16 protein-coding genes are annotated in these 25160 nt (G+C 61.3%); 10 read left to right on the top strand and 6 right to left on the bottom strand.

Annotated features, from left to right (window positions below; genetic code table 11):
- Nucleotides 1–21 precede the first annotated feature (21 nt).
- The 6 genes from E4021_RS11955 (at nucleotide 22) to E4021_RS11930 (ending at nucleotide 7456) form a co-directional block, all read left to right on the top strand.
- The gene (locus E4021_RS11955) at nucleotides 22–339 is read left to right on the top strand and encodes a hypothetical protein (RefSeq protein ID WP_136459591.1); all 318 of its coding nucleotides are present in this window, start codon (nucleotides 22–24) and stop codon (nucleotides 337–339) included.
- 374 nt (nucleotides 340–713) lie between these two features.
- A complete protein-coding gene (locus tag E4021_RS11950; protein ID WP_136459590.1) occupies nucleotides 714–1184 on the top strand; it encodes a hypothetical protein in 471 nt (156 codons plus the stop codon).
- Between the two features lie 68 nt (nucleotides 1185–1252).
- The gene (locus E4021_RS11945; RefSeq protein ID WP_136459589.1) at nucleotides 1253–1591 is read left to right on the top strand and encodes a nucleotide pyrophosphohydrolase; all 339 of its coding nucleotides are present in this window, start codon (nucleotides 1253–1255) and stop codon (nucleotides 1589–1591) included.
- A gap of 182 nt (nucleotides 1592–1773) precedes the next feature.
- Entirely contained in the window at nucleotides 1774–2853 is a 1080-nt protein-coding gene (gene recA / locus E4021_RS11940; protein ID WP_136459588.1) for a recombinase RecA, read from the top strand.
- Between the two features lie 146 nt (nucleotides 2854–2999).
- Nucleotides 3000–4289, top strand: a complete 1290-nt coding sequence (glyA, locus tag E4021_RS11935; RefSeq protein WP_136459587.1) for a serine hydroxymethyltransferase — start codon at nucleotides 3000–3002, stop codon at nucleotides 4287–4289.
- A gap of 164 nt (nucleotides 4290–4453) precedes the next feature.
- A complete protein-coding gene (locus tag E4021_RS11930; protein WP_136459586.1) occupies nucleotides 4454–7456 on the top strand; it encodes a glycoside hydrolase family 3 N-terminal domain-containing protein in 3003 nt (1000 codons plus the stop codon).
- Here E4021_RS11930 and E4021_RS11925 read toward each other — a convergent pair.
- The 4 genes from E4021_RS11925 to E4021_RS11910 form a co-directional block, all read right to left on the bottom strand.
- Nucleotides 7453–8925 (bottom strand): M48 family metalloprotease, encoded by a 1473-nt coding sequence (locus E4021_RS11925; RefSeq protein WP_168797584.1) that lies wholly within the window; start codon nucleotides 8923–8925, stop codon nucleotides 7453–7455. The two genes, E4021_RS11930 and E4021_RS11925, sit on opposite strands and share 4 nt — an antisense overlap.
- A 66-nt stretch (nucleotides 8926–8991) precedes the next feature.
- A complete protein-coding gene (locus E4021_RS11920; RefSeq protein ID WP_136459585.1) occupies nucleotides 8992–10038 on the bottom strand; it encodes a dipeptide epimerase in 1047 nt (348 codons plus the stop codon).
- A 557-nt stretch (nucleotides 10039–10595) separates the two neighbouring features.
- Complete coding sequence (der, locus tag E4021_RS11915; protein ID WP_136459584.1) at nucleotides 10596–11897, bottom strand: ribosome biogenesis GTPase Der; 1302 nt, start codon at nucleotides 11895–11897, stop codon at nucleotides 10596–10598.
- Nucleotides 11898–11986: 89 nt separating this feature from the next.
- Nucleotides 11987–12592 (bottom strand): ribonuclease HII, encoded by a 606-nt coding sequence (locus E4021_RS11910; RefSeq protein WP_136459583.1) that lies wholly within the window; start codon nucleotides 12590–12592, stop codon nucleotides 11987–11989.
- Nucleotides 12593–12654: 62 nt separating this feature from the next.
- Here E4021_RS11910 and E4021_RS11905 point away from each other — a divergent pair, with 62 nt between their 5' ends.
- On the top strand, nucleotides 12655–15891 hold the full coding sequence (locus tag E4021_RS11905; protein WP_136459582.1) for a GH92 family glycosyl hydrolase: 3237 nt from the start codon (nucleotides 12655–12657) through the stop codon (nucleotides 15889–15891).
- Nucleotides 15892–16008: 117 nt separating this feature from the next.
- Here E4021_RS11905 and porX read toward each other — a convergent pair whose 3' ends face one another.
- The gene (gene porX, locus E4021_RS11900; RefSeq protein ID WP_136459581.1) at nucleotides 16009–17565 is read right to left on the bottom strand and encodes a T9SS response regulator signal transducer PorX; all 1557 of its coding nucleotides are present in this window, start codon (nucleotides 17563–17565) and stop codon (nucleotides 16009–16011) included.
- Between the two features lie 191 nt (nucleotides 17566–17756).
- Between porX and E4021_RS11895 the strand changes: the two genes are divergently transcribed.
- The 3 genes from E4021_RS11895 to E4021_RS11885 all read left to right on the top strand — a co-directional run bounded on the left by E4021_RS11895 (nucleotide 17757) and on the right by E4021_RS11885 (nucleotide 24579).
- The gene (locus tag E4021_RS11895; protein ID WP_136459580.1) at nucleotides 17757–18866 is read left to right on the top strand and encodes a M42 family metallopeptidase; all 1110 of its coding nucleotides are present in this window, start codon (nucleotides 17757–17759) and stop codon (nucleotides 18864–18866) included.
- A gap of 93 nt (nucleotides 18867–18959) precedes the next feature.
- Nucleotides 18960–22205: a glycosyltransferase family 117 protein gene (locus E4021_RS18410; RefSeq protein WP_246050285.1), complete on the top strand. Its 3246-nt coding sequence runs from the start codon at nucleotides 18960–18962 to the stop codon at nucleotides 22203–22205.
- A gap of 4 nt (nucleotides 22206–22209) precedes the next feature.
- The gene (locus E4021_RS11885; RefSeq protein WP_136459579.1) at nucleotides 22210–24579 is read left to right on the top strand and encodes an APC family permease; all 2370 of its coding nucleotides are present in this window, start codon (nucleotides 22210–22212) and stop codon (nucleotides 24577–24579) included.
- Here E4021_RS11885 and E4021_RS18595 read toward each other — a convergent pair.
- Nucleotides 24488–24754: a zincin-like metallopeptidase domain-containing protein gene (locus E4021_RS18595; RefSeq protein ID WP_406603361.1), complete on the bottom strand. Its 267-nt coding sequence runs from the start codon at nucleotides 24752–24754 to the stop codon at nucleotides 24488–24490. The genes E4021_RS11885 and E4021_RS18595 overlap by 92 nt on opposite strands.
- Nucleotides 24755–25160: the final 406 nt, after the last annotated feature.

Genomic DNA, 25160 nt, shown 5'->3' with positions numbered 1-25160 from the left:
GGGCAGCCGCCCCACCGGCCAGTGCCAAGAAAAGGAAAGAACTATACCGACCGGTTACGGGGCCCCGTCGGGGAGTGCGAACTCTGCGCGCGGGTACAGCCCCTAACGGAACACCACCTCATCCCGCGTGCGGTGCATCGGAAGAGCTATTTCCAGAAGCGCTTCAGCAAGGAGGAAATGACCCTGAACCGCATCCTGATCTGCCGCGCATGCCACAAGGGCATTCACCGCCTGATCCCCGACGAAAAGGAGCTGGCGCGCGACTTCCACACCAAGGAACTGCTGCTGGCCGACGAGCGCATCCGGCGGCACGTGGAATGGGTGGCGAAGCAGCGGTAGGCTAAGTTGTCAGCGGGGGGTTAAGCACAAAAAAGGCAAGTCGGAGGATCCGACTTGCCCGAACATTAACCAAAAACCCAGCAAAAGACATGACCTTAGAAGTTGCGATTGACTCCACAACGCGTTGTGAGCTTCGCGATAATATTGGTCAGCCTGCACGGGAAATCGTGGCGTTGCTGAACACGACCCGTGGCGGGATGGCACGTTCAGCGGCGCCGGTAAAATCAGTCCCGGCCGGGGTGCATTTTGGTCAACGGTACACATGTGTACTGTCTGTTACATAATCTGAGCAACCACGGAGATGTTCACCCCCCACCCCAATTTCAGCCAAACATGCCAGGGCCTTAGCCGTTGCAGTAGCCAAATCATCAACCATGCAACTTACCAAAGAGCAGGCCGCCGAGAAGCAGGCCGTAGCCGCCCAACTGCTGACCATCAAGGAAAATTCCTACCAGAATATGCTGGCCATGCAGAACGCCGACCTGGCCGAGGCGGAAGAAACGAACGAGGAAACCGAGAACCTCTTTGAGGACGGCAAGGTCGACCAGTCGATCAACCGCGTGGAAGCACGCTCCTCCGTCGTGGAAGCCCTGCAACACGAGATCCGGATGCTGGCCAACATCGACAGTATCGAACCGACCGAGGAAATCCAGTTGGGCGATATCGTCGAGACCGACCGGGGGCTCTTCTTCGTCGGCGCCGCCAGCGACGAGTTTGAGGTCAACGGCAAAAAGTACCGCGGCATCTCCACCGAAAGCCCCCTCTACAAGGCCATGCGCGGCAAGCACAACGGCGACACCGTAGAAGTGAACGGCACGAAGTTCCGCATCATCAACTCTTACTGATCCGCCCGGCGGATACCGCTTAACCCAGGCACCGGAAACCAATTTCGGTGCCTTTTTTCCGCGCTGCCATGACCCTAAAGGAGGCCCAGAACGTTGTTGACCAATGGATCACCACGGTAGGCGTGCGCTACTACGGTGAGCTTACCAACACCGCTATCCTCATGGAGGAGACCGGGGAGGTGGCCCGCCTGATGGCCCGCCTCTACGGGGAGCAGTCGTTCAAGAACCCGCAGGACGCCGCCGAAGCTCCTGCGCAGCTGGCCGATGAACTTGCCGACGTGTTGTTCGTCCTGATCTGCCTGGCCAACCAGACCGGCACCGACCTTACGGAGGCCCTCGAGCGCAACCTGGCCAAGAAGACGCGGCGCGACGGCGACCGTCACCGCGACAATCCGAAGCTACATTAGGGCGCGGCCGCAGGTGCCATATTTTCAAACAATTTCTGTACGCAAAGTAGTTACAAAAATCAATTTATCGCTAAAAAGCGAATTATTATTCGACAAATATTGCTGATTTCCTTGCGGGCCGCCCACAGTATGTTTATATTTGTAGCGTCGCAAAACAAAAGCAGTTTCAAACAAACAGGATAATGGCAGATAACAACAAAGACACCGCCGCCAAGCTGAAGGCGCTCCAGATGACGATCGACCGCCTGGACAAGGCCTACGGCAAGGGCACCATCATGCGCCTCGGCGAGAGTCAGGCCGCCAACGTGGAGGCCATCCCGACGGGATCCCTGGGCCTTGACGTCGCCCTCGGCATCGGTGGGCTTCCCAAGGGCCGCATCATCGAGATCTACGGTCCCGAATCCTCGGGTAAGACGACCCTGGCCATCCACGCCATCGCCGAATGCCAGAAGCGCGGCGGTATTGCCGCCATCGTGGACGCCGAGCACGCTTTCGATCGCTTCTACGCCCAGAGCCTGGGGGTAGACACCGACAACCTGCTGATCTCCCAGCCCGACAACGGCGAACAGGCCCTGGAGATCGCCGAAAACCTCATTCGCTCCGGAGCCGTCGACATCCTCGTGGTCGACTCCGTGGCCGCCCTTGTCCCCCGCGCGGAGATCGAAGGAGAAATGGGCGACAGCAAGATGGGCCTGCAGGCCCGCCTGATGTCGCAGGCCATGCGGAAGCTTACTGGCACGATCGGCAAGACCGGCTGCTGCTGCATCTTCATCAACCAGCTGCGCGAAAAGATCGGCGTGATGTTCGGCAACCCCGAAACCACCACCGGCGGTAACGCCCTGAAGTTCTATGCCTCCATGCGCCTCGATATCCGCCGCACCGGTGCCGCTATCAAGGACAAGGAAGGTAACGTAGTCGGCAACCACGTCAAGGTGAAGGTGGCCAAGAACAAACTGGCCCCGCCCTTCCGGGTAGCGGAGTTCGACATTATGTACGGCGAGGGCATCTCCAAGTCGGGTGAAATCGTCGACCTCGGTGTCGATCAGGACATCATCCAGAAGTCCGGCGCCTGGTACGCCTACGACGACGCCAAGATTGCCCAGGGCCGGGAAGCCGCCAAGCAGTTCATGCTCGACAACCCCGAAGTGGCCGACGAGATCGAAATCAAGATCAAGACCAAACTCATGGGCCTGGAAGAGGAAGCCCGCGCCAACCGCAACGGCCGCGGCAAGACCGCCGACGCCACCGCGGCGGAGGCTTAACTCTCCCTCCCTAACTAGGTAACAGGCGCCCGCCTCCGACAATGTCGGGGCGGGCGTTTGTCTTTTCATTTCCAAGCAATTAACCCCGCCGCCCGACCGGGAAATACCGCGACTTGCGGTAACTTTGCCCCTTCAATTCCTCCCCCATGAACCGCGACACCGCCGTATTCGACCTTATCGACCAGGAACTCGAACGCCAGCGCCACGGCATTGAGCTCATCGCTTCCGAAAATTTCACCAGCGCCGCCGTGATGGAGGCCATGGGCAGTTGCCTGACGAACAAGTACGCCGAAGGTTACCCCGGCAAGCGGTACTACGGCGGCTGCGAGATCGTGGATCAGGTGGAGCAGCTGGCCATCGACCGGCTCTGCGAACTCTTCGGGGCCGAGTACGCCAACGTACAGCCCCACTCCGGGGCCCAAGCCAACGCGGCCGTGTTTCTGGCGTGCCTGAAGCCGGGTGACAAGACGTTGGGCTTCAGCCTGGCCCACGGCGGTCACCTCAGCCACGGCCACCCGGCCAACTTCAGCGGCAAGAACTACCAGGCCAACTTCTACGGCGTGGAGGAGGAGACCGGCCGCATCGATATGGACAAGGTGGCGGAAAAGGCCCGGGAGGTACAACCCAAACTGATCATCTGCGGTGCTTCCGCCTATAGCCGCGACTGGGATTACGCCCGCTTCCGCGCCATTGCCGACGAGGTAGGCGCGCTGTTGCTGGCCGACATTGCCCACCCCGCCGGACTCATCGCCGCCGGCCTGCTCAACGATCCGATGCCGCATTGCCACATCGTCACCAGCACCACCCACAAGACGCTGCGCGGACCCCGTGGCGGCATCATCATGATGGGCAAGGACTTCGACAACCCCTGGGGTCGCAAGACCAAGAAGGGTAACGCCATCAAAATGAGCAGCATCCTGAACAGCGCCGTATTCCCCGGCATGCAGGGTGGCCCCCTGGAGCACGTCATCGCCGGCAAGGCCGTGGCCTTCGGCGAATGCCTCTCGGAAGGCTGGAAGGCTTATGGTAAACAGGTGATCGCCAACGCCCGCGCAATGGCCGACGCCCTGATCGAACGCGGCTACCACATCATCAGCGGCGGTACCGACAATCACAGCATGCTGATCGACCTGAGCAACAAGGACATCACCGGCCGCGACGCCGAGGTAGCCCTCGGCAAGGCCGACATCACCCTCAACAAGAATATGGTGCCCTTCGACAAGAAGTCGGCCGTGGTCACCAGCGGCATCCGCATCGGCACGGCGGCCATCACCACCCGGGGCTTCAACGAGGACGATTGCCGGCAGACCGTAGCCTGGATCGATGAAGTGATTCGCCACTCCAACGACGAGGCGGTGCTGGCCAGAATCCGCGGCGAGGTACACGAATTCATGGAGCGGTTCCCCCTTTACTCCAATGAGTTGGTGGGTCGCTAACCCGGGAAACCGCCTGCGGGAAGAACAGATTTACGTTATTTTAAGAATTACGGAATATTTAAGCGCCGGACCGCACCTCAAGCGTATATTAATGGCGTTAGTACCTTACGGGCTTTGCCCGACGTTTTCAGCGCTATTTATCCCAGCTTACTATTCCCCGGTCCATGAAGCTTACGTTCCCTCTTATTGTTTTTCTTCTCCTGACGCTTTCTTTTCCACTCATCGGTCAACAGGTTTACCGGCCAGACCTCTCCCAACTTACCGCCCCGGAAAAACGGTGGGTTGATTCGGTTTACCAATCGATGTCGGAAGACCAGCGGTTGGGTCAGCTATTTATGATCCGTGCCCACAGCGACCTCGGCCCCGACCACGTGGCCAGCGTGGAACGGCAGATCCGCGACTACCACGTTGGCGGATTGTGCTTCTTCCAGGGTACCCCCGAAAAGCAACTCGAACTCACCAACCGCTACCAGGCCCTCAGCGGCCTGCCCCTGATGGTGAGCATGGACGCGGAGTGGGGACTGGGCATGCGCCTGCCCGACCACACCATCTCCTACCCCAAGCAGCTGGCCCTCGGTGCCATCCGCAACAACCAGCTCATCTACGATATGGGGGCCGAGATCGCCCGGCAGATGCACCGCATCGGGGTGAACGTGGCCTTCAGTCCGGTACTCGACGTCAACAACAATCCGGATAACCCCGTCATTGCCACCCGCTCCTTCGGCGAAGACCGCTACAATGTGACCGCCAAGGGGTATATGTACATGAAGGGCCTGCAGGACAACGGCATCCTGGCCAGCGCCAAGCACTTTCCGGGCCACGGCGATACCGACGTCGACAGCCACCTCGACCTGCCGGTTATTAACCACAGCCGGGCCCGTCTCGACTCCATCGAGCTATATCCCTTCCGCGCCCTGATCCGCTACGGCATCGGCAGTATGATGGCGGCCCACCTGCAGATTCCGGCCCTCGACCCTCGCCCCAACCGCCCCTCCTCGCTGAGTAAGCCGATCGTGACCGACCTGCTGCGCAATGAACTGGGCTTTACCGGACTGATTTTCACGGACGGTCTGGAAATGAAGGGCGTCACCAAGCACTACGGCGATGGAGAAGTGGAAGCCGAAGCCATTGCTGCCGGCTCCGACGTGCTCCTGCTCCCCGAAGACATCGGCGCGTCCTTCTCCGCCATCAAACGCTACCTCGCCGAGGGCAAGATCAAACCCGTCGACATCGAAACCAAGGTGCGCCGCGTGCTGCTTTCGAAGTACCGCCTCGGGCTGACCCGCCCCACCTTCCCCGCAGCCGCTAACCTGCGCGCCGACCTGAACTCACCCGCCGCCAAGGCCCTGAAGCAGGAATTGTACGAAGCCTCCATGACGCTGGTCCGCGATGCGGAAAACCTCGTGCCGATCGAGACGCCGGTTACCGGAAAGATCGTCTCGTTGCGCATCGGGGCTTCCCAGCCCACCACCTTCACCAACCGGCTCGACGACTACGGTCAGATCACGCACCTCACCACGGCCGCGAGTCCGACCGACACGGAAAAGAAACAAATCCTCAACCGCGTCGGCGCCGGAGACGTGGTCGTAACCAGCCTCTACAGCGATGGCAGCCGCTTTATCGAGAAAGTGACCATCACGCCGCAGCTGCTGAGTCTGCTGCGGGCCATTGACGAGCGCGCCAAACTGGTGGTGACCGTCTTCGGCAACCCCTACAGCCTGAAGGCCCTGGACGGCTTCGGCACCCTGCTGGAGGCCTATACCCGCGATGAAGTAGCTCAGGATGCGGCGGCCCAGGCCCTTTTCGGCGCCAATCGCCTCACCGGTCGCCTGCCCATCACCGCCAGCCCCAACGCCCCCTACAATGCCGGCCTGGAAACGACCGCCAATTTCCGGATGGGCTACGCTCCTCCGGAAAGCGTCGGCATTGACGGAGAACGCCTCGCCAGTCGGGTCGACCGCCTGGCGAAGGAAGCCATCAATAGTCGTGCCGCCCCGGGCATGGTGGTGCTCGTGGCCCGGCACGGAAAGGTAGTCTTTGAGAAGGCCTACGGACATCACACCTACGCCAACGACCAGCCGGTAACCACCAACACGGTATATGACCTGGCCTCCATCACGAAGGTTGCCGCGACTACCCTCAGCGTCATGAAGCTGGTCGACGAAGGCAAGATTGACCTCGACAAGTCGCTCGGATACTACCTCCCCGAACTAAAAGGCACCAACAAGGCCCCCTTGAAGATACGCGCCGTGTTGGCGCACCGGGCCGGCCTGCACAGCTGGATCCCTTTTTATCGCTACACGCTTACTCCGGGCCGCCACCCCAAACCGAGTTCACAGTATTACCGAACTACCCAGACCGGCGACTTCGTAGTGCCGGTGACGGACAAGCTTTACATGAGCAAGGTGGGGATCGACAGCGTATGGCAACGCATTTACGACAGCCCCTTGCCGAACGTCGGACGTTACCGGTACAGCGATCTCGGTTTCTACCTTATGGCCAAGCTGGTCGATCGGGTTAGCGGACTGACGGTCGCGGAATACGCCGCCCGGCACTTTTACCGCCCCATGGGTCTGGAATCACTCACGTTTAACCCCCTGCGGTCCATTTCCCGCGACCGCATTCCGCCCACCGAGAACGACAACTACTTCCGCATGTGTACCGTGCAGGGCTTCGTCCACGACATGGGGGCCGGCATGATGGGTGGTGTAAGCGGACACGCCGGGCTCTTCGGCTCCGCGCACGACCTGGCCGCACTCTTTCAGATGCTGCTGCAGGAAGGTTCCTACGGCGGGCGCCGGTACCTGAGCGAAGAGGTCATCCAGGAGTTTACCTCCCGCTATCCCGGCGAAACGCGGCGTGGCCTAGGTTTCGACATGAAGCAGCTCAATGAGAACCGCCACCTCAATATGTCAGATGAGGCTTCCTCCCGGGCCTTTGGGCACCTGGGCTTTACCGGCACGGCCGTATGGGCCGATCCCAAAGAGGACCTGGTGTATGTGTTCCTCTCCAACCGGACCTTTCCGAATGCGGAGAACAACAAATTGCTGAAACTGAATACCCGTACCAAGGTACAGGATGCGGCCTACGAATCGATGGAGCCCCTCTCGGTATTCAACCGCCGCAACGATGCGACCACGGCTGCCCGGCTGGGTCAGCGCCCCTAACGGGTGCCCCCGCTCATGGCCTTGTAAAGGTAACCGGCCGGCAACTGGTCGTTCAACTCCATACCGTTCAGGACGGCAAATTCTTCGAGCCGGTCTTGCGGGATGCCCGCATCCAAAAGGGCCTGCTGCAGGGTCTTGGCGCGATTCGTGGTCATGATCTTGATCCGCTCGGGTTTCCGGTTCAACTTGCTCTGGTCGCGCAGCTCCGCGAAGCTCCGGATGCTCGACTCCATTTCGCCGGCGTATCGGCGGAAGTCGGAAGCCATCGAAAGGCCCGCCAACATGTAGATATTACCGCCGTAGCTGATGAAGCTGGCGATGGTTCCAAGCGAAGAGCGCTGCCCCTGCTGGTTTTGCTGGTTGATTTGTCCTACTATGGTGGTGGCCGGCAGTCCGTTGATCGACTGGTCGCTGGTCTGGCTGACCTGCACCTTGTTCTGCTGGATGAATTCCTGGGCCGCGGCGCGGAGATCGCTGCCGGGGGCGAGGCGCATCTGCATGATGGCTTTCTCATCGGGAGCGACCATCTGCACCATGGTCGGGGAGTTGATCAGTTTCCAGTTCCGCGGGATGGTAAAGTAGAAGCGGAGGTCGGGGTGGTAGAAGCCCCCCTTTTCGACGTAGCCGTTCTTGGGATCTTCTCCGTACAGGATGCCGTCGATGCGGCGGAGGTAGCCTTCGCGGTCCACCTCATAGCTGCCTCGGTTGTCGGCGGCCTGGAATTGCTGGGCGAGTTCCGCTACCCGCACCTCCCGGTTCAGGGGGTCGGGGTGGGTGCTCAGGAAGGTAGGCGCACGGTTCTCTGAGCCGCCGCTCAGGCGGTCGAGGGTACTGAAGAAGCCGGCCATTTCCTGGGCGTCGTAGCCGATGGCGGTAGAATACTTGACGCCGAGTTCGTCCGATTGGCTTTCCGCGTCGCGTCCGAATTTCAAAAAGAGGAGTTGCATCCCCTGCATGAGGGATTGTCCCTGACTGGCCAGCTCAGGAGAGAGGATCATTCCGCCGATCAAGCCGATCTGGGCAAGCTGCTGCTTGCTCTGTTGGGCCACGGTATGGCGTGCGGTCACGTGCCCGATCTCGTGGCCGAGGACGCCCGCGAATTGGGCTTCATTGTTGAAGTGGGCCATAATGCCCCGGGTGAAGTAAACGAAGCCCCCAGGTACGGCGAAGGCGTTGACTACTTCGGAATCCACCAGCCGGAAGGTCCAGGGAAGGTTGGGCCGTTCGGAAATGGCGGCCATGGCGTTGCCTTTCTCGGTGAGGAAGCTCTGGAGCTGTGGGTCTTCGTAGATTCCGAACTCGGCCACGACCTGCGGGTCGTACTCCTGTCCCATCTGAATCTCGCTTTCCTCCGATATGAAGGCGATCTGTTTCTTGCCGGTGACCGGGTTGGTGGCGCAGCCCGGGAGGAGGATGGAAAGGTTGAGTAGAAGTAAGGCGGCGCACAAGCGCGAGAAGGTGACGTACATGTCTTGTTGGCTGATGGTTTACCCTGCTAGAAGTCCGACCAAGCGGTATAAGTTTGGTGCAAAAAGTTAAGCGTTGATGCTTCGCTTCAGTAGTGCCCCGGTGCCGGGCCGGTCGGGGTAGATCGCCAACCCCGTCCGCGGATCAAACTTCACCCCGGAGGCGGGGTCGTCGGCGAGCAGCATGGCGCCGTCCAGGTCCGCATAATCCAGTTCCGGCAACAACTGGGCGATGCCGCTGATGCCTACACTGCTCTCCGTCATGCAGCCGGCCATTACTCTCAGTCCCAGCTGGCGGGCGCGAGCGATCATACGGCGCGCGGGCAGAAGACCGCCGCACTTGACCACCTTGATGTTGATGCCGGAGAACAGTTTGGCGCAGCGGTCCACGTCGTCCTCCGTCTGGCAACTCTCGTCGGCCAGTACGGGCAGGGCACTGTGACGGTGCACTTCCGCCTGTCCCGCGGTGTCTTCGGGCTTGAGCGGCTGCTCGATAAATTTCACGCCGAGTTCCTTGAGCGGGCCGGAGTAATCAATGGCCTGCCGGGCCGTCCACCCGGTATTCGCATCAACGTAGAAGGGGGCCGCGGTGTGTTCCCGCAGGGCGCGAATGATGGCCACGTCGTCGTCGCCGCCACCCAGTTTGATCTTGTAGACCGGCCAGGGGAAAGTCCGAAGCTTGCGCACCATCTCCTCCACGGGAGCCAGTCCGATGGTATAGCAGGTGGGGATCTGCCGGGTGCGGTCCTGCTTCCACAGCCGCCCCACGCGTTGCCCCTTCACCTTGCCCCACAGGTCATGCAGGGCCACGTCGAGGGCGCAGCGCAGGAAGGGATTGAAATTCTGGGGAACGGTCAGGTCGAGCACCGCGGCTACGCCAACTTCGTCCAGCTCCCGGGCGGTCCAGGGCGCGAACGCGGGTGCCAGGGTCTTCAGTTCCGCCGCGCAACGCTGGCTATCGAGTCCGTAATAGCGGGTCATCGCCGTCTCCCCCAGGCCGCGGTATTCCCCGGCAATCAGCTCCACGATTAGGGTCGGCTGCTCGGTACGGCTCTCGTGCGCGATGCGGAAGGGGTCGCGTAGGGGTAGGGAGAGTTGGTGGACTTTTAGCTTCAAGGGGTGAAGGAGTGAGTTAGTGAATTGGTGAATTAGGATGCATTTGTCCCTCGCTTCGCTCGGGCCGGGGCGTTGTCAGGGTACGGGAGTAATAGACTGAAGAACCAACAGCCTAAAGAACTAGCACCCAGGAGATCAAGAATTACGCCAGCGCTCTCTTCGCTTATGCCAGGGCAATATCAGGGCACGAAACTAAATGCCTAAAGAACTAAGAGCCTAAAGAACTAGGACCCAGGAGATCAAGAATTGCGCTAGCGTTCTCTCCGCTTATGACGGGGCAATATCAGGGCACGAGACTAAACGCCTAAAGAACTAGCACCCGGGAGATCAAGAATTACGCCAGCGCTCTCTCCGCTTATGCCGGGGCAATATCAGGGCACGAAACTAAACGCCTAAAGAACTAACAGCCTAAAGAACTAGCACTCAGGAGATCAAGAATTACGCCAGCGCTCTCTTGGCTTATGCCGGGGCAATATCAGGGCACGAAACTAAAAGCCTAAAGAACTAACAACCTAAAGAACTAGGACCCAGGAAATCAAGGATTTCACCATCGCTCCCTACTTCTGCCGGAAGAAGATGGTGATGGGTACGCCGGTGAAGTCGAAATTTTCCCGGAGCTGATTTTCCAGGTAGTTTTTGTAGCTCTCTTTTACGTGCTGGGGGTGGTTGCAGAAGAAGGCGAAGGCCGGGTAGGCCAGGGGCAGCTGGGAAACGAACTTGATGGAGATGACGCGCCCGCGGGAGGCCGGGGGGCCGTAGCGCTCGATGGCGGGGAGCATGACGTCGTTGAGCTTGGAGGTGGGGATGCGGCGGGTGCGGTTGGCGTATACCTGTTCGGCGGCCTCGATGGTCTTCATGATGCGCTGCTTCTCGGTGACGCTCATGAAAATGACGGGGACGTCGCTGAAGGGGGCGAAGCGGCGGCGCACCTCGGCCTCGTAGTCGCGGGCGGTGTTGGTTTCCTTGTCCTTGACGAGGTCCCACTTGTTGATGGCGATGACGATGCCCTTGTTGTTGCGTTGGGCGAGTCGGAAGATGGCCAGGTCCTGGCTCTCCACGTGGTCGGTGGCGTCGATCATGAGCACGCATACGTCGGCCTTCTCGATGGCGCGGATGGCGCGCATGACGGAGTAGTACTCGAGGTTCTCGTGCACCTTGGCCTTCTTGCGGATGCCGGCCGTGTCGATGAGGATGAACTCCTTGCCAAACTTGTTGTAGTGGCTGTTTATCGAGTCGCGGGTGGTGCCGGCGATGTCGGTGACGATGTTGCGCTCCTCGCCGAGCAGGGAGTTGATAAAGCTGGACTTGCCGGCGTTGGGCTGCCCCACGATGGCGAGTTGCATCAGCTCATTGGGCTCTTCCTCGTGATTGGTGATGTACTCTACGGCCGCGTCGAGCAGGTCGCCCGTACCGCTGCCGGTAACGGAGGAGAGAAAGAAGGTCTGCTCGAAGCCCAGCGACCAGAATTCGTTGGCCTCCAGTTGCCGCTGGTTGTTGTCGACCTTGTTGACGGCCAGCAGGACGGGCTTGTCGGCGCGCCGCAGCATCTGGGCCACCTCCTCGTCGAGGTCGGTAATGCCCGTGGTGACGTCGACCATGAACAGGATGACGGTAGCCTCCTCGATGGCGATCTCCACCTGGTCGCGGATGGCGGCTTCGAAAACATCGTCGCTGTTGCGCACGAATCCCCCGGTGTCGACCACCGCGAATTCCTTGCCGTTCCAGTGGCTCCGGCCGTACTGCCGGTCGCGGGTCACGCCGCTCTGGTTGTCGACGATGCTCTGCCGTTCCCCGATGAGGCGGTTGAAGAGGGTGGATTTCCCGACGTTCGGGCGTCCTACGATGGCAACGATATCCATAAATTGGGGGGTCTGATTCGGTAGTCTTACTGTTACCGTAGTACAATAGTACCGCCTTTTCGTTCGCCGCCCGCGGGCTGCGGTGCGGCTTACTGGAAGAGTCGGTATTGCTTCCCCCCCGGCAGGAGGGTAAAGCTACGGCGGTGATGTACGGTCGCCCCGTGTTGCTCGATGGCGGCACGGTGGGCTTTCGTGGGGTACCCCCGGTTGGTATTCCAGCCGAACTGGGGGTATTTTTGGTGGAGGTCCAGCAGGTAGGCGTCGCGGTGTGTCTTGGCCAGGATACCGGCCGCGGCGATGCTTTGATACTTGCCGTCCCCCTTGATCACGCAAAGGTGGTCAATTCCGGCGTAGGGAACGAAGAACTTGCCGTCGATGAGGAGGAAATCGGGGCGCACGGCCAGGGCATCGATCGCGCGGTGCATCGCGCGGTAGCTCGACTGGAAGATGTTGTAGCGGTCGATCTCCTCCACGCTGCAGCGGGCCACGCGCCAGGCCAGGGCGTCGGCCTCGATCTCCCGGCGCAGGGCATCGCGGGCGGATTCGTCAAGCTTCTTGCTGTCGTTCAGCCGGGGGTTGTCGTAGTCCGGGGGCAGGATCACCGCGGCGGCGAAGACGGGTCCGGCCAGGCAGCCGCGGCCGGCCTCGTCGCAGCCGGCCTCCAGGCGGCCCTTGGTGTGGTAGGGTTGTAACACGGGGGGAAATTACAATATCCGCCCCACCCTGCATCATACGACCGGGCTTGCTACATTCGGGAATGCTTCCTCTACTTTTGCGCACTACCCTCGCTTTGCTCGTATTGTCCACCGGCGCGCTTTCCGCGCAGGCCACCATCTGGCAGCTCGGCGAACCCGACGGCAGCGCGGGGGAGTTTGCCCTGGCCCCGGCCGGCTACGAAAGCTTCCTGGCCAACGACTTCGGCTGGGAAGACCGTTACTTCGCCCTCGGGCAAGACACCCTGGAACGGGGTTTCCCCTACGTGCTGCCCGGCACCGTCGACTACTGGGGCGGCACCTCACGGCTCTCAGGCATCCGCCCCCACGAACTGAACCTGTTGTTCAATCTGGCGGGGACGCGGGATGCCGTGCCGTACCAACTCGTAGTGGGCGTACTGGATTGCAGTCCGGATGACCCACCCCTGGTGCGCGTCACCGTCAATGGAAAGGTGCAAAAATTCCAGCTCGACCCCGGAGAAAGCGAGGACGCCCTGACCGGTGCCGGCAACCGCTCCCGCCCGCAGAAGCTGGTGATGACCCTCGACGCGGCGGACCTGCGGGAAGGCGGCAACGTCGTCGAAATTACCAGCCTGACCGGCAGCTGGTTGGTGTTTGATTACCTGAGCTTGCAGGGACCGGGGCAGACCAGGCTCATACCTCCCGGCGGACTGTTCCTGCACGGTGTAGCGGCCGCCGACTATGAGATCGAGGCCGGGGACGGGCGCGTGCAGCCCTTGCTCGTCGACGTGCAGCACCTGGAGGGGGCACCGGTCCTTTCCGTACTGCTGGACGGGCGGGAGGTTTTTCAGGAGCGGGTGGTCCACGGGCGACACGCCTTCGAGGTTCCCCTCCCGGCGGTGGACGCCCCCCGTGAGGGCACATACGAAGTCAGGGCGGATGGGGAATTACTGTCCTCCGGGCAAATCGAACGGGCACCCCAAAGGGTCAACCGCCCCGCGGATTACGTGGACACGCGGATCGGTACCGGCCATTCCCGCTGGATGATTGCCCCCGGCCCCTGGATGCCCTTCGGAATGGTGAAGATCAGTCCGGACAACCAGAACGCCGGCTGGCAGGCCGGCTACCAGCCTACCTTCGAGAACGTCGGCACCTTCAGCCACGTCCACGAGTGGACTATGGCCGGACTCGGGACTTTCCCCACCAACGGCCCCTTGCAGACCACGATGGGCGACCCGACGGACCCCGACAGCGGCTACCGGTCGCGCATCGACAAGGCCACCGAGGAGGCCCCGCTGGGCTACTACTCCGTCCAGCTTACCGACTACGACATCCGCGCCGAACTTACGGCTACGACCCGCGCCAGCTTTCAGCGCTACACCTATCCGGCGGGGGATGCCCGGTCGCGCATCCTGGTCGACCTGAAGATTCCCGCGGAATACGACTACCGAATCGAGGAAGCCTTCCTGGCACAGGACGGCCCTAACCGGATCGTGGGTTACAGCCGGCAGGTGACGCCCGGCGTGTGGGGCGAGCGGTATTACCGCAAGCAGATGATCGAAAACGGCGACGCGGAGCGGGCCTGGGACGACATTGAGCAGGAATACATCCTCCACTTCGTCCTCGAGTTCGACCAACCGATCAAGCGGTTCCGGGTATGGTACGACGGCCCTGAGCCGGGGGCCGGGGATACCCTGCTGGTGGACGACCGGGATTCGCTGGTCCTGGAACGGCCCGAAGACGTGGTGGCGATCCTGGAGTTCAACACCGGCGAAGAGCCGATGGTGCAGACGCGCACCGGCCTTTCCTACGTAAGTATCGAAAACGCGCAAGAGAACCTGGCGGCGGAGATCAGTGAACCCTACGGCTGGGACTTCGACGCGGTCCGCGAGCAGCAGGTAACCGCCTGGAATGACCTGTTGGGGCGGGTCGCCATCTCCACCCCCGACCGCCAGGAGAAGGTGCGTTTCTACTCCAACATGTACCGCGCCATCGTGAGCCGGAACATCTTCAGCGATGTCGACGGGAGCTGGGTGGACGCGACGGAGACCGTCCGCAAGCTGCATGATCCGGGCGCTGTCGCCCTGGGCTGCGATGCCTTCTGGAATACCTTCTGGAACCTGAACCAGTTCTGGAACCTTGTCGTCCCCGAGTGGTCCTCCAAATGGGTCAATTCCCAGCTCGCCATGTACGACGCCAACGGTTGGCTGGCCAAGGGGCCGGCCGGCATGGAGTACATCCCGGTAATGGTCGCCGAGCACGAAATCCCGCTGATCGTGGGGGCCTACCAAATGGGCATCCGCGACTTCGACGCCGAAAAAGCCTTCACTGCCGTGCACAAGATGCAGACTACCCCGGGTGATACCGTGGGACACGGTTTCGCCGGCAACCGCGATCTGGAGACTTACCTAGAGCACCACTACGTGCCCTATAACCGGGGGCGCTTCTCCAATTCCCTGGAATACGCCTTCGACGACTATGCTGTGGCCCAGTTTGCCGGTGCGCTCGGGAAGGACAACCTGTACCGGGAATTCATGGACCGCGCCTACTGGTGGGAGAACGCCATCGATACGACGGTGGGCTTTGCCCGGCTCCGTCATTCCAGCGGCGAGTGGTACGCCGACTTTGACCCCCTGAAGACCGGCGGGAACCACCAGTACGTGGAAGGCAACGCCTGGCAACTTACCTTCTTCGTTCCCCAGGACGTACCCGCCCTGATCGACAAGATCGGCGTCGACCGCTTCGTCCGGCGCCTCGACGACGGGTTCCGGGTGAGCAGCCCCTGGCGCTACAACGCCCCGAATGAGTTGTACTGGGACTTTCCCGTCATCCAGGGTAACCAGCAGTCCATGCACTTCAGCTTCCTGTTCAACTGGGCCGGCCGGCCCTGGCTCACCCAAAAGTGGAACCGCGATATCCTGGACCGCTACTACGGCTCCGGCGTCTCCAATGCTTACCTCGGCGACGAAGACCAGGGACAGATGAGCGCCTGGTTCGTGATGTCGGCCCTGGGCCTCTTCCAGACCGACGGCGGCACGGCCATGGAACCCATTTACGAGATCGGCAGTCCGCTCTATGAACGGGTAGAGATTAACCTGGGCGAGCGGTACGGCCGGGGCAAGACCTTCACGATCGTGGCGGAGAACGCTTCGTTCGAGAATAAGTACGTGCAGTCGGCCACCTTGAACGGGAAGCCGCTTGCTACCTTTTGGTTCCCGGCGCGGGAATTACTGGGTGGGGGAGAGCTGCGGCTGGTGATGGGGGCTGAGGCTAATCCCCGGTGGGGAGTGGGTGGATTGCCGGTTAAGGTTGGACGGTAGACGTTCTGGGTTGGAATTCAGGCTCGGCTGGGCAGCGTATTCTGCCCGGTTGGACACCGTGTTGTTTGGCGCTGCCTGAGGCCGCTTTGTACTGCCGCGGCTTGAGGCCGCATCGTACTAGCGGGTGCGGAGCCTTACTACCGGGCAGACGATCTCCTCCAGGCTGATGCCGCCGTGCTGGAAGGTGTCGCGGTAGTAGTTGTTGTAGTAGTTGTAGTTGTTGGGGTAGAGGAAAAACTTGTCTTCCTTGGCGAAAATGTAGCTGCTGCTCAGGTTGGGGCGGGGCAGCTTGGCCTCCTTGGGTTCGCGGACTTCCAGTACGTCCTTTTCCTCGTACTGGAGGTTGCGGCCGAGCTTGTAGCGCAGGTTGGTGCTGGTGTCGCGGTCGCCGACAACCCGGCTGGGGGTGTTCACGCGGATGGTACCGTGGTCGGTGGTGATGATCAGGTTGATGTCGCGCTCGGCCAGGCGGCGCAGTGTGGCCCAGAGGGGGCTGTTCTCGAACCAGCTGCGGGTGAGGCTGCGGTATGCCTTTTCGTCGCCGGCCAGTTCCTTGAGGACTTCCATCTCCGTGCGGGCGTGGCTGAGCATGTCGATGAAGTTGTAGACGATGACGGTCAGGTCGTTGTTCAGAAAGTCCAGGGCGCGGTCCTGCATCTGCCGGGCGAAGTTGGTGCGGGTCACCTTGGTGTAGTCCCACTTGAAATCGTTGCGGCGGATGAGGCGCTCGAACTGTTTTCCGAGCAGGTCGGCCTCGTGGTTGTTCTTGCCGCCCTCCTCGCTGTCGTTGAACCACCACTGCTTGTAGTGCTTCTCGATCTCGGCGGGCCACATGCCGGCAAAGATCGCGTTGCGGCTGTACTGGGTGGCGGTGGGCAGGATGCTGTAGAAGTAGTCCTCCTCCTCGATGCGGTACAGCTCGGTGATGTAGGGCTCGATGACCTTCCACTGGTCGTAGCGCATATTGTCGAGCAGCACCATGACCGTGGGACGATCCTTGGAAAGGTGCGGGAATACCTTTTCGCGCATCAGGTTGTGCGACATGATGGGCGCGTCCTTTTCCTGCACCCAGTCCATATAGTTGCGCTCCACGAATTTGGAGAACTCGGCGTTGGCCTCCCGTTTCTGCACGGCGAGGATCTCGCCCATCTGGTCGCTGTTGCTGTCGTCGAGTTTGAGCTCCCAGTTGATGATCTTTTTGTACATGTCCACCCATTCCGCCTTGTCCAGGCCGGAGTTGATCTGCATAAGCAGTTGCCGGAAGTCCTGCTGGTAGTCGCTGGTTGTCTTTTCGCGCACCAGGCGCTTCTCGTCCACGATCTTCTTGAGGGTGAGGAGGATCTGGGAGGGGTTGACGGGCTTGATCAGGTAGTCGGCGATCTGGCTGCCGATGGCCTGCTCCATCACGTCTTCCGCTTCGTTCTTGGTGATCATGACCACGGGGATCGAGGGCTGCATATCCTTGATGCGCGCCAGGGTATCCAGGCCGGTAAGTCCCGGCATGCTCTCGTCCAGAAAGATAATGTCGATGGTCTTGTCGTTCTCCACCTCCTCCAGTGCATCGTGCCCGTTGGTGACGGTGACCACTTCATAGCCTTTTTTGCGCAGAAACAGCATTTGCGGCTTGAACAGGTCGATTTCGTCGTCGGCCCAAAGGATCTTGATGCTGTCCATATAGAAGAGATTTTACGGTAAGTAAAGCACTGAGGTAACTGTACGCTTAACGGTCCACGGGGGTTTATAGTGCGGCTGCCCATCCCCGCAAGGAGCGGCATCCCGGCAATCGGGTTGGTCACGGCTTGTCGACGGTCACCTATCAATGTACCAACAATAGACTATTTTTGCGGCCCCAACCCCAGTGAATCATGAAAAACCTCGACCTTCTCAAACGAATCTGTGAAACCCCGGGCGTCTCCGGCTTCGAGCGCCGGATCAGAAACCTGATTCTGCAGGAGGTACGCGGACTGGCCGATTCGGTCAGCGTCGACAACATGGGTAACGTCATCGCCGTCCGCAAGGGGCGCGAGCCCAAGCGCGTGATGGTCGCGGCCCACATGGACGAAATTGGCTTCATCGTCAACCACGTGGACGAGAACGGCTTCATCCGCTTCCTCCCCCTGGGCGGTTTCGACCCCAAGACCCTGACGGCCCAGCGGGTGGTCGTCCACGGCCGCCGCGACGTCGTCGGCGTCATGGGCAGCAAGCCGATCCACATCATGAAGACGGAAGAGCGCAACAAGGTGGTGCCCGTCAACGACTACTTCATCGACCTGGGCCTGCCCAAGGAGGAGATAGACCAACTGGTCGGCATCGGCGACCCCATCACGCGCGAGCGCGACCTGATCGAAATGGGCGACTGCGTGACGGGCAAGTCGCTCGATAACCGCGTGTCGGTGTTCATCCTCCTCGAAACCCTGCGCCGCCTGCAGGGCCAGGAGCTGCCCTACGACCTCTACGCCACCTTCACCGTCCAGGAAGAGGTAGGCCTGCGCGGCGCCATGGGCAGCGTGGGGCACATCGACCCCGACTTCGGCTTCGGGCTCGACGTTACAATCGCCTACGACGTACCCGGCAGCTCCAGCCGCGAGAACGTCACCTGCCTCGGTAAGGGAGCAGCCATCAAGATCCTCGACGGGTCGGTGATCTCGGACTTCCGCATGGTCAACTACCTCAAGGAGGTGGCCCAGCGCCGGGAAATCCCCACCCAGCTCGAACTGCTGCCCGCCGGCGGCACGGACACCGCCGCCCTGCAACGCTACGGCACCAAGGGTTGCATCGCCGGTGCCATCTCCATCCCCCTGCGCAATATGCACCAGGTGATCGAGATGGCCAGCCGCCAAGACATCGAGCACTGCACCGCCCTGCTCACGGCCAGTCTGCTGGAGCTGGACACCTACGACTGGGACTTCACCGCCGCCCACGGCGACGGCGAGCACCCCGACCGCGATCGCCGCGGCGACTTCGACTGGCTGTAGGCTACCCCGCCCCAGGTCGGTCGAGCGACGGGCCCTTACTGCGCCTTAATAATTCTTAGCTTTGCGGCGTTTCGACTTTCCAAGCTTTGCGTTATGGGTAAACTTCACCGCCTCCACCAGCTGACCGGCTGGATCGTTTTCATCATTACGGCGACCGTCCTGCTGCTCAGCGTAGAGCGTACGGGCAGTCTTTGGGACGTGGGGGAGTTCATTCTTGGTGCCTACAAGCTGGAGGTGGTCCACCCCCCCGGAGCGCCCCTCTTTCTGCTCATCGGCCGCCTGTTCGCCAGCCTGGGCAGCATCCTTTCCGACGATCCCTCCCTCATCGCCGCCTTCGTGAACGGCATGTCGGCCATCTGTACGGCCTTCGGGGCAACCTTCGTAGCCTGGTCGACGATGCGCCTGAGCCTGTTGTCGCTCACCGGTCGCGACGAACGCGCGGAAGTGGGCGGCGGACAGGTCATTGCCGTGGCGGGAGGCGGACTGGTGGCCGGACTGGCCGCCGCCTTCACCACCTCGGTGTGGTTCTCGGCCGTCGAAGGGGAGGTCTACGCCATGTCCTTTTTCTTCACGTGTATGACCGTCTGGGCGGCCATGCGCTATTACACTACGCCGGCCAACCGCGACTACATCGCCTACCGCTGGCTCATCTTCAGCATCTTCTGTATCGGCCTGTCGAGCGGCGTTCACCTGCTGAGCATCCTGGTACTGCCCTTCATCACTGTGCTGTTCTACCTGCGCGAGCGGGGACAGCTCTTCCTTACCCGGGTGGGCAAGATCGTGGGCTACCTGTTCGCGGCGAGCCTGCTCCTGACGGCGGCTTCCTTTACCGGCAAACTGCTGGGCATTGGCGCGGTCGCGGGTGCAACGTATTTTCTAGGAAGCCGTAAGCTGCCGCACTGGGCCCAGTTCATCGTAGCCGCCGGCTGCGGCGTCCTCATGATCGGCATCATCCAGACGCTGGTCATCATCGGCGTTCCTTCCGTCTGGCAGTGGTTCGAGATCGGCATGGTCAACAGCGGCCTGCCGGTACACATCGGCATCGTCCCTACCCTGCTGGCCTACGGCGGCCTGCTTTACCTCGCCTTCCGCTACGCCCACCGTAAGCACGACCAGGGCGTCCAGCTCGCGGCCATGGGCATCGCCACCATCCTGATCGCCTATAGCGTCATCGCCGTGGTGGTCATCCGGGCGGAGGCCAAGACGCCGGTCAACATGAACAATCCGGACAACGTCACCAGCCTGCTGCCCTACCTCAACCGCGAGCAGTACGGGGAGCGCAGCCTGATTTTCGGCCCCCATTTCGACGCCCAGGTTATCGCTACCGACGTCGAGGACCGTTACGGCCTGGTCAACGGACGCTACGAATACACCAACTACAAGATCACGCCGCAGTACGAGGAAGACAAGCAGATGCTGTTCCCCCGTATGGCCGACGGCACCCAGGGGCGCCCCGGACTCTACAAACGGTGGATCGGGCTGGACCCCTCCCAGCCGCTGCCCTACGGCCGGCCCTCGATGGCCGACAACCTGAAGTTCATGGTCAACTACCAGTTGGGCTGGATGTACTGGCGCTACTTCATGTGGAACTTCTCCGGCCGGCAAAACGGCGACCAGGGCTACTTCTCCTGGGACAAGAGCAGCGGCAACTGGATCACGGGCATCAAGTTTCTGGACGAGCTGCGCCTCGGCAACCTTGACGAACTGCCCGACGATTACCGCAACGACCCCGCCCGGAACACCTACTTCCTGTTGCCCTTCCTGTTCGGGCTCATCGGTCTGTTCTGGCACTCCGGCAAGCGCGGAGAAGAGTTTCTGGCCCTGCTGACCCTCTTCGTCATCACCGGTATCGGCATCGTAATCTACACCAACCAGCCGCCCAACGAACCGCGGGAGCGTGATTACGTGCTCGTGGGTTCCTTCTTCGTCTTCTGTATGTGGATGGGCATGGCCGTGCCGGCCATCTACGAGTTCATGAAGCAGAAGATCCGCGCCCGCGGCATGGGTGCCGCCATCGGTGCCTCGGCCCTGGTACTGGTGGCGCCGATCGTCATGGTGTCGCAGAACTGGGACGACCACAACCGTTCCCAGCATACGGCCGCCCGTGACTACGCCCACAACTTCCTGGAGTCGGTGGACCAGAACGCGATCATCTTCACCTACGGCGACAACGATACCTATCCGCTCTGGTACGCCCAGGAGGTGGAGGGCATCCGCACCGACGTGCGCGTGGTCAACCTGAGCCTCATCGCCGTAGACTGGTACATCGACCTGCTCCGGTACCAGATGAACGACTCCCCGGCCATCGACCTGCAGCTCACCGAGGACCAGCTCCGCGGCCGGCTGCGCAACCAGGTCCAGTACTACAATCCCCGCAACCCGGACGCCCCCTGCGACCAGGGCCCCCAGGTGAGCCTGGAGGAGTTCATGAACGAGCTGGCCACCGATAAGAACCTGGCCACCCAGGGCGGGCGCATCATCGAGACCACCTACTCTACCTGCAACGTGAGCATCCGTGTGGATCCGGGTCGCCTCGCCCAGGCCCCCTGGCTCACCCCCGCCGGCCAGCCCGTAGTGCAGAATATCCCGCTGCAGATCGACCAGCGGTCGATCCAGAAGGACGAGATCGCCATCCTGGACCTCATCAATTCGAACTTCTACAAACGCCCGATCTACTTCGCGGTAACTTCCCAGCCCTCCAAGTTCCTCGGCCTGCAGGACTACATGCAACTGGAAGGCCTGGCGCTGCAGCTCACCGCCACCCGTACGCCCACCGAACAACAGGCCGTGCAGGCTCAGGGCAACACCGCACTGGGAGGCATCGACGTGGACAAGAACTACAACCTCATCATGAACGAGTGGTTGTGGGGCAATTTCGACCAGGTCAATACCCACGTCAACACCAGCTATTCCCCGGCCATTCAGTCGATGCAACTCGTGATGCTGCGCACCATGAACGAGCTGGTGCGGCGCGGCGACGTCGAGCGAGCCCTGGAGGTCGGCGACAAGTACTTCGAGGTGTTCCCGAACATGAACTTCCCGTTCTACTTCGAGGCCTTCACGATGCTGGCCCCCTACTTCCAGACCGGCAACATCGGCCGGGCGCGCGACGTCGTCCTGCAACTCGCCGAGAATACCGCCGACCGCCTGGACTTCTTCGCCAGCCTGGACGAGCAGACCCTCGTGAACAGCTACGACTACGAAAACCGCCGCGGACAGTACATCGCCCAGCAACTCCTCCTCCAGTTGAGGAACCAGGACGACGCCGAACTGCGGCAGCAGGTGGAAGACATCCTCTCCGATTACCTCTACCTGATCGAAGGGGCCACCCCGGGATAAATCCATGAACAAGCAGAAATTCGGCACCGCCCCCGTATTCTTTACGGCCATTTCGACCATCCTTGGGGCCATCATGTTCCTCCGCTTCGGTTTCGCGGTGGGCATGGTGGGGCTGGCCGGAACGATCGGGATCATCCTGATCGGGCACGCGGTGACGATCCCCACGGCCATGGCCATCGCCGAGATTGCCACCAACCAGAAGGTGGAAGGCGGCGGGGAGTACTACATCATCTCCCGCTCTTTCGGCCTCGTCATCGGATCCACCATTGGGATCGCGCTGTACTTCTCGCAGGCCATTTCGGTGGCTTTCTACATCATGGCCTTCACCGAGGCCTTCAAGCCGCTGCTGGAGTGGGTGCGGGAAACCTACCGGCTGCTGCCGTGGATGGAGCAACTCCTTTCCTACCCCCAGACCATCGGCATTCCCGCCCTGCTGCTGCTCACGCTGCTCATATTGACCAAGGGAGCCGACCTCGGGGTCAAGGTCCTCTACTTCGTAGTGGCCACCCTGGCCCTGGCGCTGCTGGCCTTTTTCGTGGGCACCACCGACTACGCCCGCACCCATCCCGTAGAGTTCTTTGCCAGCTACGGCAACGAAGCCACCACTCCCGAGATCAGTACCCCGCTGCGTGATCCGGGTGTAACCCTGGAAGAGGCCTTCTACCCAGGTGGGGAGGAAGTAATGCGGGCCGCCCCGCCCCCGGCACCCGCGCCCGCCGCCCCGGTGATCCCCGAGTTGAGCTTCTTTACCGTTTTCGCCATCATCTTTCCCGCCTTCACCGGCATGACGGCCGGGGTGGGACTGAGCGGCGACCTGCGCGACCCCGGCCGCTCTATCCCCCGTGGCACCCTGGCGGCTACCATCGGGGGCATGATCGTGTACCTCTTCATGGCCTGGAAGCTGGCCGACAGCGCCCCCCCAGAGGCCCTGGCCGATACCAGCAACCTGATCATGGCCGACATCGCCTGGCAGGGCTGGTGGATCATCCCCCTGGGACTGGCCGCGGCCACCATCTCCTCCGCCCTCGGCTCCATCCTGGTGGCCCCCCGAACCCTGCAGGCCATCGCCGCCGACAACATCTTTCCCACGGCCAGCATCAATCACTTCCTGGCCCGCGGGAAGGGCAAGCGCAACGAACCCTACAATGCCAGTCTGATCACGGTCGTCCTGGCCGGCTTCTTCATCCTGCTCGGGGCGCTCGACAGTGTGGCGGAGATCATCTCCATGTTCTTCATGGTGACCTACGGGTCGCTCTGCCTCATCAGCTTCCTCAACCACTTCGCCGCCGACCCCAGCTACCGGCCCACGTTCCGCTCAAAATGGTACGTCTCCCTCTTCGGGGCGATTGCCTGCTTCGGGCTGATGTTCTTCATGAACTCCACTTATGCCGCCGCGGCCGTGGTGCTCATCGGGCTGCTCTACCTCTACATTTCCTACAGCAATCCGGATAAGCGCAGTCTGGCCCTCATCTTCCAGGGGGTGATCTTCCAGATCAGCCGCCGCATCCAGATCTTCCTGCAGAAGGCCGAGAAGGAGGAGAAGAAGAGCTGGCGCCCCAGCGTGATCGCCGTCAGCGACGCCACCTTCACCCGCCTGGGGGCCTTCGACCTGCTGCGGTGGCTGTCGCAGAAGTACGGCTTCGGCACCTACCTCCACTACATCAACGGCTACCTGAGCCACGAGACCTCCGAGGCCGCCGCGGTGACCAAGCAGCGCATCATCCGCATGGCCGAGGCCACCGATAGCCGCATCTACGTGGACACCATCGTGTCGCCCTCCTACACCTCAGCCATCGCACAGATCATCCAGTTCCCCGGCATCGCCGGTACGGAGAACAACCTGCTGCTGCTGGAGTACTCCAAGCGCGGCGGCGAGGGGCTGGACGACATCATCGACAACTTCAAGCTCATCAAGTCGGTCGACTTCAACATCGGCATCCTGGGACTGTCCGAGCGCGGCTTCGGGCTTAAACGCACCATCCACATCTGGATCACTCGCGCCCACCTGGAGAGCAGCAACCTGATGATCCTGCTGGCCTACGTAATGACCGGCCACAGCGACTGGAAGAACGCCGAGATCAAGCTTTTCGCCGTTTTCGAGGAATCGAAGCTCGCCGCCGAGCAGCAGCGCCTCTACGACCTGATCGAAACCGGCAAACTGCCCATCAGCCGCAACAACATCGAGGTACTCTGCCGCCTCGACAACACCGACAGCCGCAGCGTCATCGCCAGTAAATCCGGCGAGGCCGACCTGGTGATCCTCGGCTTCCGCGATGAGGCCCTCAAGCGGATGAAAGAGGACCTTTTCGCCGGCTACGACGAGATCGGCAACGTGCTGTTCGTTCATGCGGCGGAGGATGTGCAGCTGCGGTAGGGGGGCAATACACCCGCTTGTTATCGTCCTGCAAGTGCTTCAGCCAGCCGGCCAGATAGGCGACGCTGTTTTCAGTGACAGACTCTAGATCGATACCGGTATGGGCAAAGAGGAAGGAAGCCCCCATTTCCGCAATCAGCTCTTCCCGTGTGTATTCGCTGCTGCCCGGTTCAATGCCACTGTTGGAAAGGTATTAGCGGTAAACTGGATTATTCAACCCGAACTGTACGAAAGTCCGATTAATAGGGGGGGCAAACCACTCAGTGCATCTCCGTGCCTCGGTGGTTTTTCCGGTGGCGCGCAGTGAGAGGAGGCCTCGAAGGTCGTGCGGCTGCGCCGGGCGACACTTCGAGGTCCGGTAGGGTGGACACGTTAATTTGTAAATTGTCTCCAGACACTTCCACACCACGTGTAAATGCACAGGCTGGCGCTGAATGCTACGCCGGGCCACGGGCCCGATAACCCCCTCTGTGAACCTCCGTGCCTCTGTGGTTTTTTCCGGTGTTGCGCGGTGAGGGGGATCCTCGAAGGTCGTGCGGCCACATCAGTCAACACTTCAAGGTCCGGTACGCCCCGCGTTG

The sequence above is a fragment of the Neolewinella litorea genome, assembly GCF_004803465.1.
In the GTDB taxonomy this organism is placed as follows: domain Bacteria; phylum Bacteroidota; class Bacteroidia; order Chitinophagales; family Saprospiraceae; genus Neolewinella; species Neolewinella litorea.
Note: the sequence above shows the minus strand (reverse complement) of the source record. Positions and strands in the feature narration are given on the sequence as shown.

Bases quoted from the DNA above. Each gene is read 5' to 3' on its own strand.
- E4021_RS11950 (WP_136459590.1), top strand. From the start codon at position 714: ATGCAACTTACCAAAGAGCAGGCCGCCGAGAAGCAGGCCGTAGCCGCC.
- E4021_RS11945 (WP_136459589.1), top strand. From the start codon at position 1,253: ATGACCCTAAAGGAGGCCCAGAACGTTGTTGACCAATGGATCACCACG.
- recA (WP_136459588.1), top strand. From the start codon at position 1,774: ATGGCAGATAACAACAAAGACACCGCCGCCAAGCTGAAGGCGCTCCAG.
- glyA (WP_136459587.1), top strand. From the start codon at position 3,000: ATGAACCGCGACACCGCCGTATTCGACCTTATCGACCAGGAACTCGAA.
- E4021_RS11930 (WP_136459586.1), top strand. From the start codon at position 4,454: ATGAAGCTTACGTTCCCTCTTATTGTTTTTCTTCTCCTGACGCTTTCT.
- E4021_RS11925 (WP_168797584.1), bottom strand. From the start codon at position 8,925: ATGTACGTCACCTTCTCGCGCTTGTGCGCCGCCTTACTTCTACTCAAC.
- der (WP_136459584.1), bottom strand. From the start codon at position 11,897: ATGGATATCGTTGCCATCGTAGGACGCCCGAACGTCGGGAAATCCACC.
- E4021_RS11905 (WP_136459582.1), top strand. From the start codon at position 12,655: ATGCTTCCTCTACTTTTGCGCACTACCCTCGCTTTGCTCGTATTGTCC.
- porX (WP_136459581.1), bottom strand. From the start codon at position 17,565: ATGGACAGCATCAAGATCCTTTGGGCCGACGACGAAATCGACCTGTTC.
- E4021_RS11895 (WP_136459580.1), top strand. From the start codon at position 17,757: ATGAAAAACCTCGACCTTCTCAAACGAATCTGTGAAACCCCGGGCGTC.
- E4021_RS18410 (WP_246050285.1), top strand. From the start codon at position 18,960: ATGGGTAAACTTCACCGCCTCCACCAGCTGACCGGCTGGATCGTTTTC.
- E4021_RS11885 (WP_136459579.1), top strand. From the start codon at position 22,210: ATGAACAAGCAGAAATTCGGCACCGCCCCCGTATTCTTTACGGCCATT.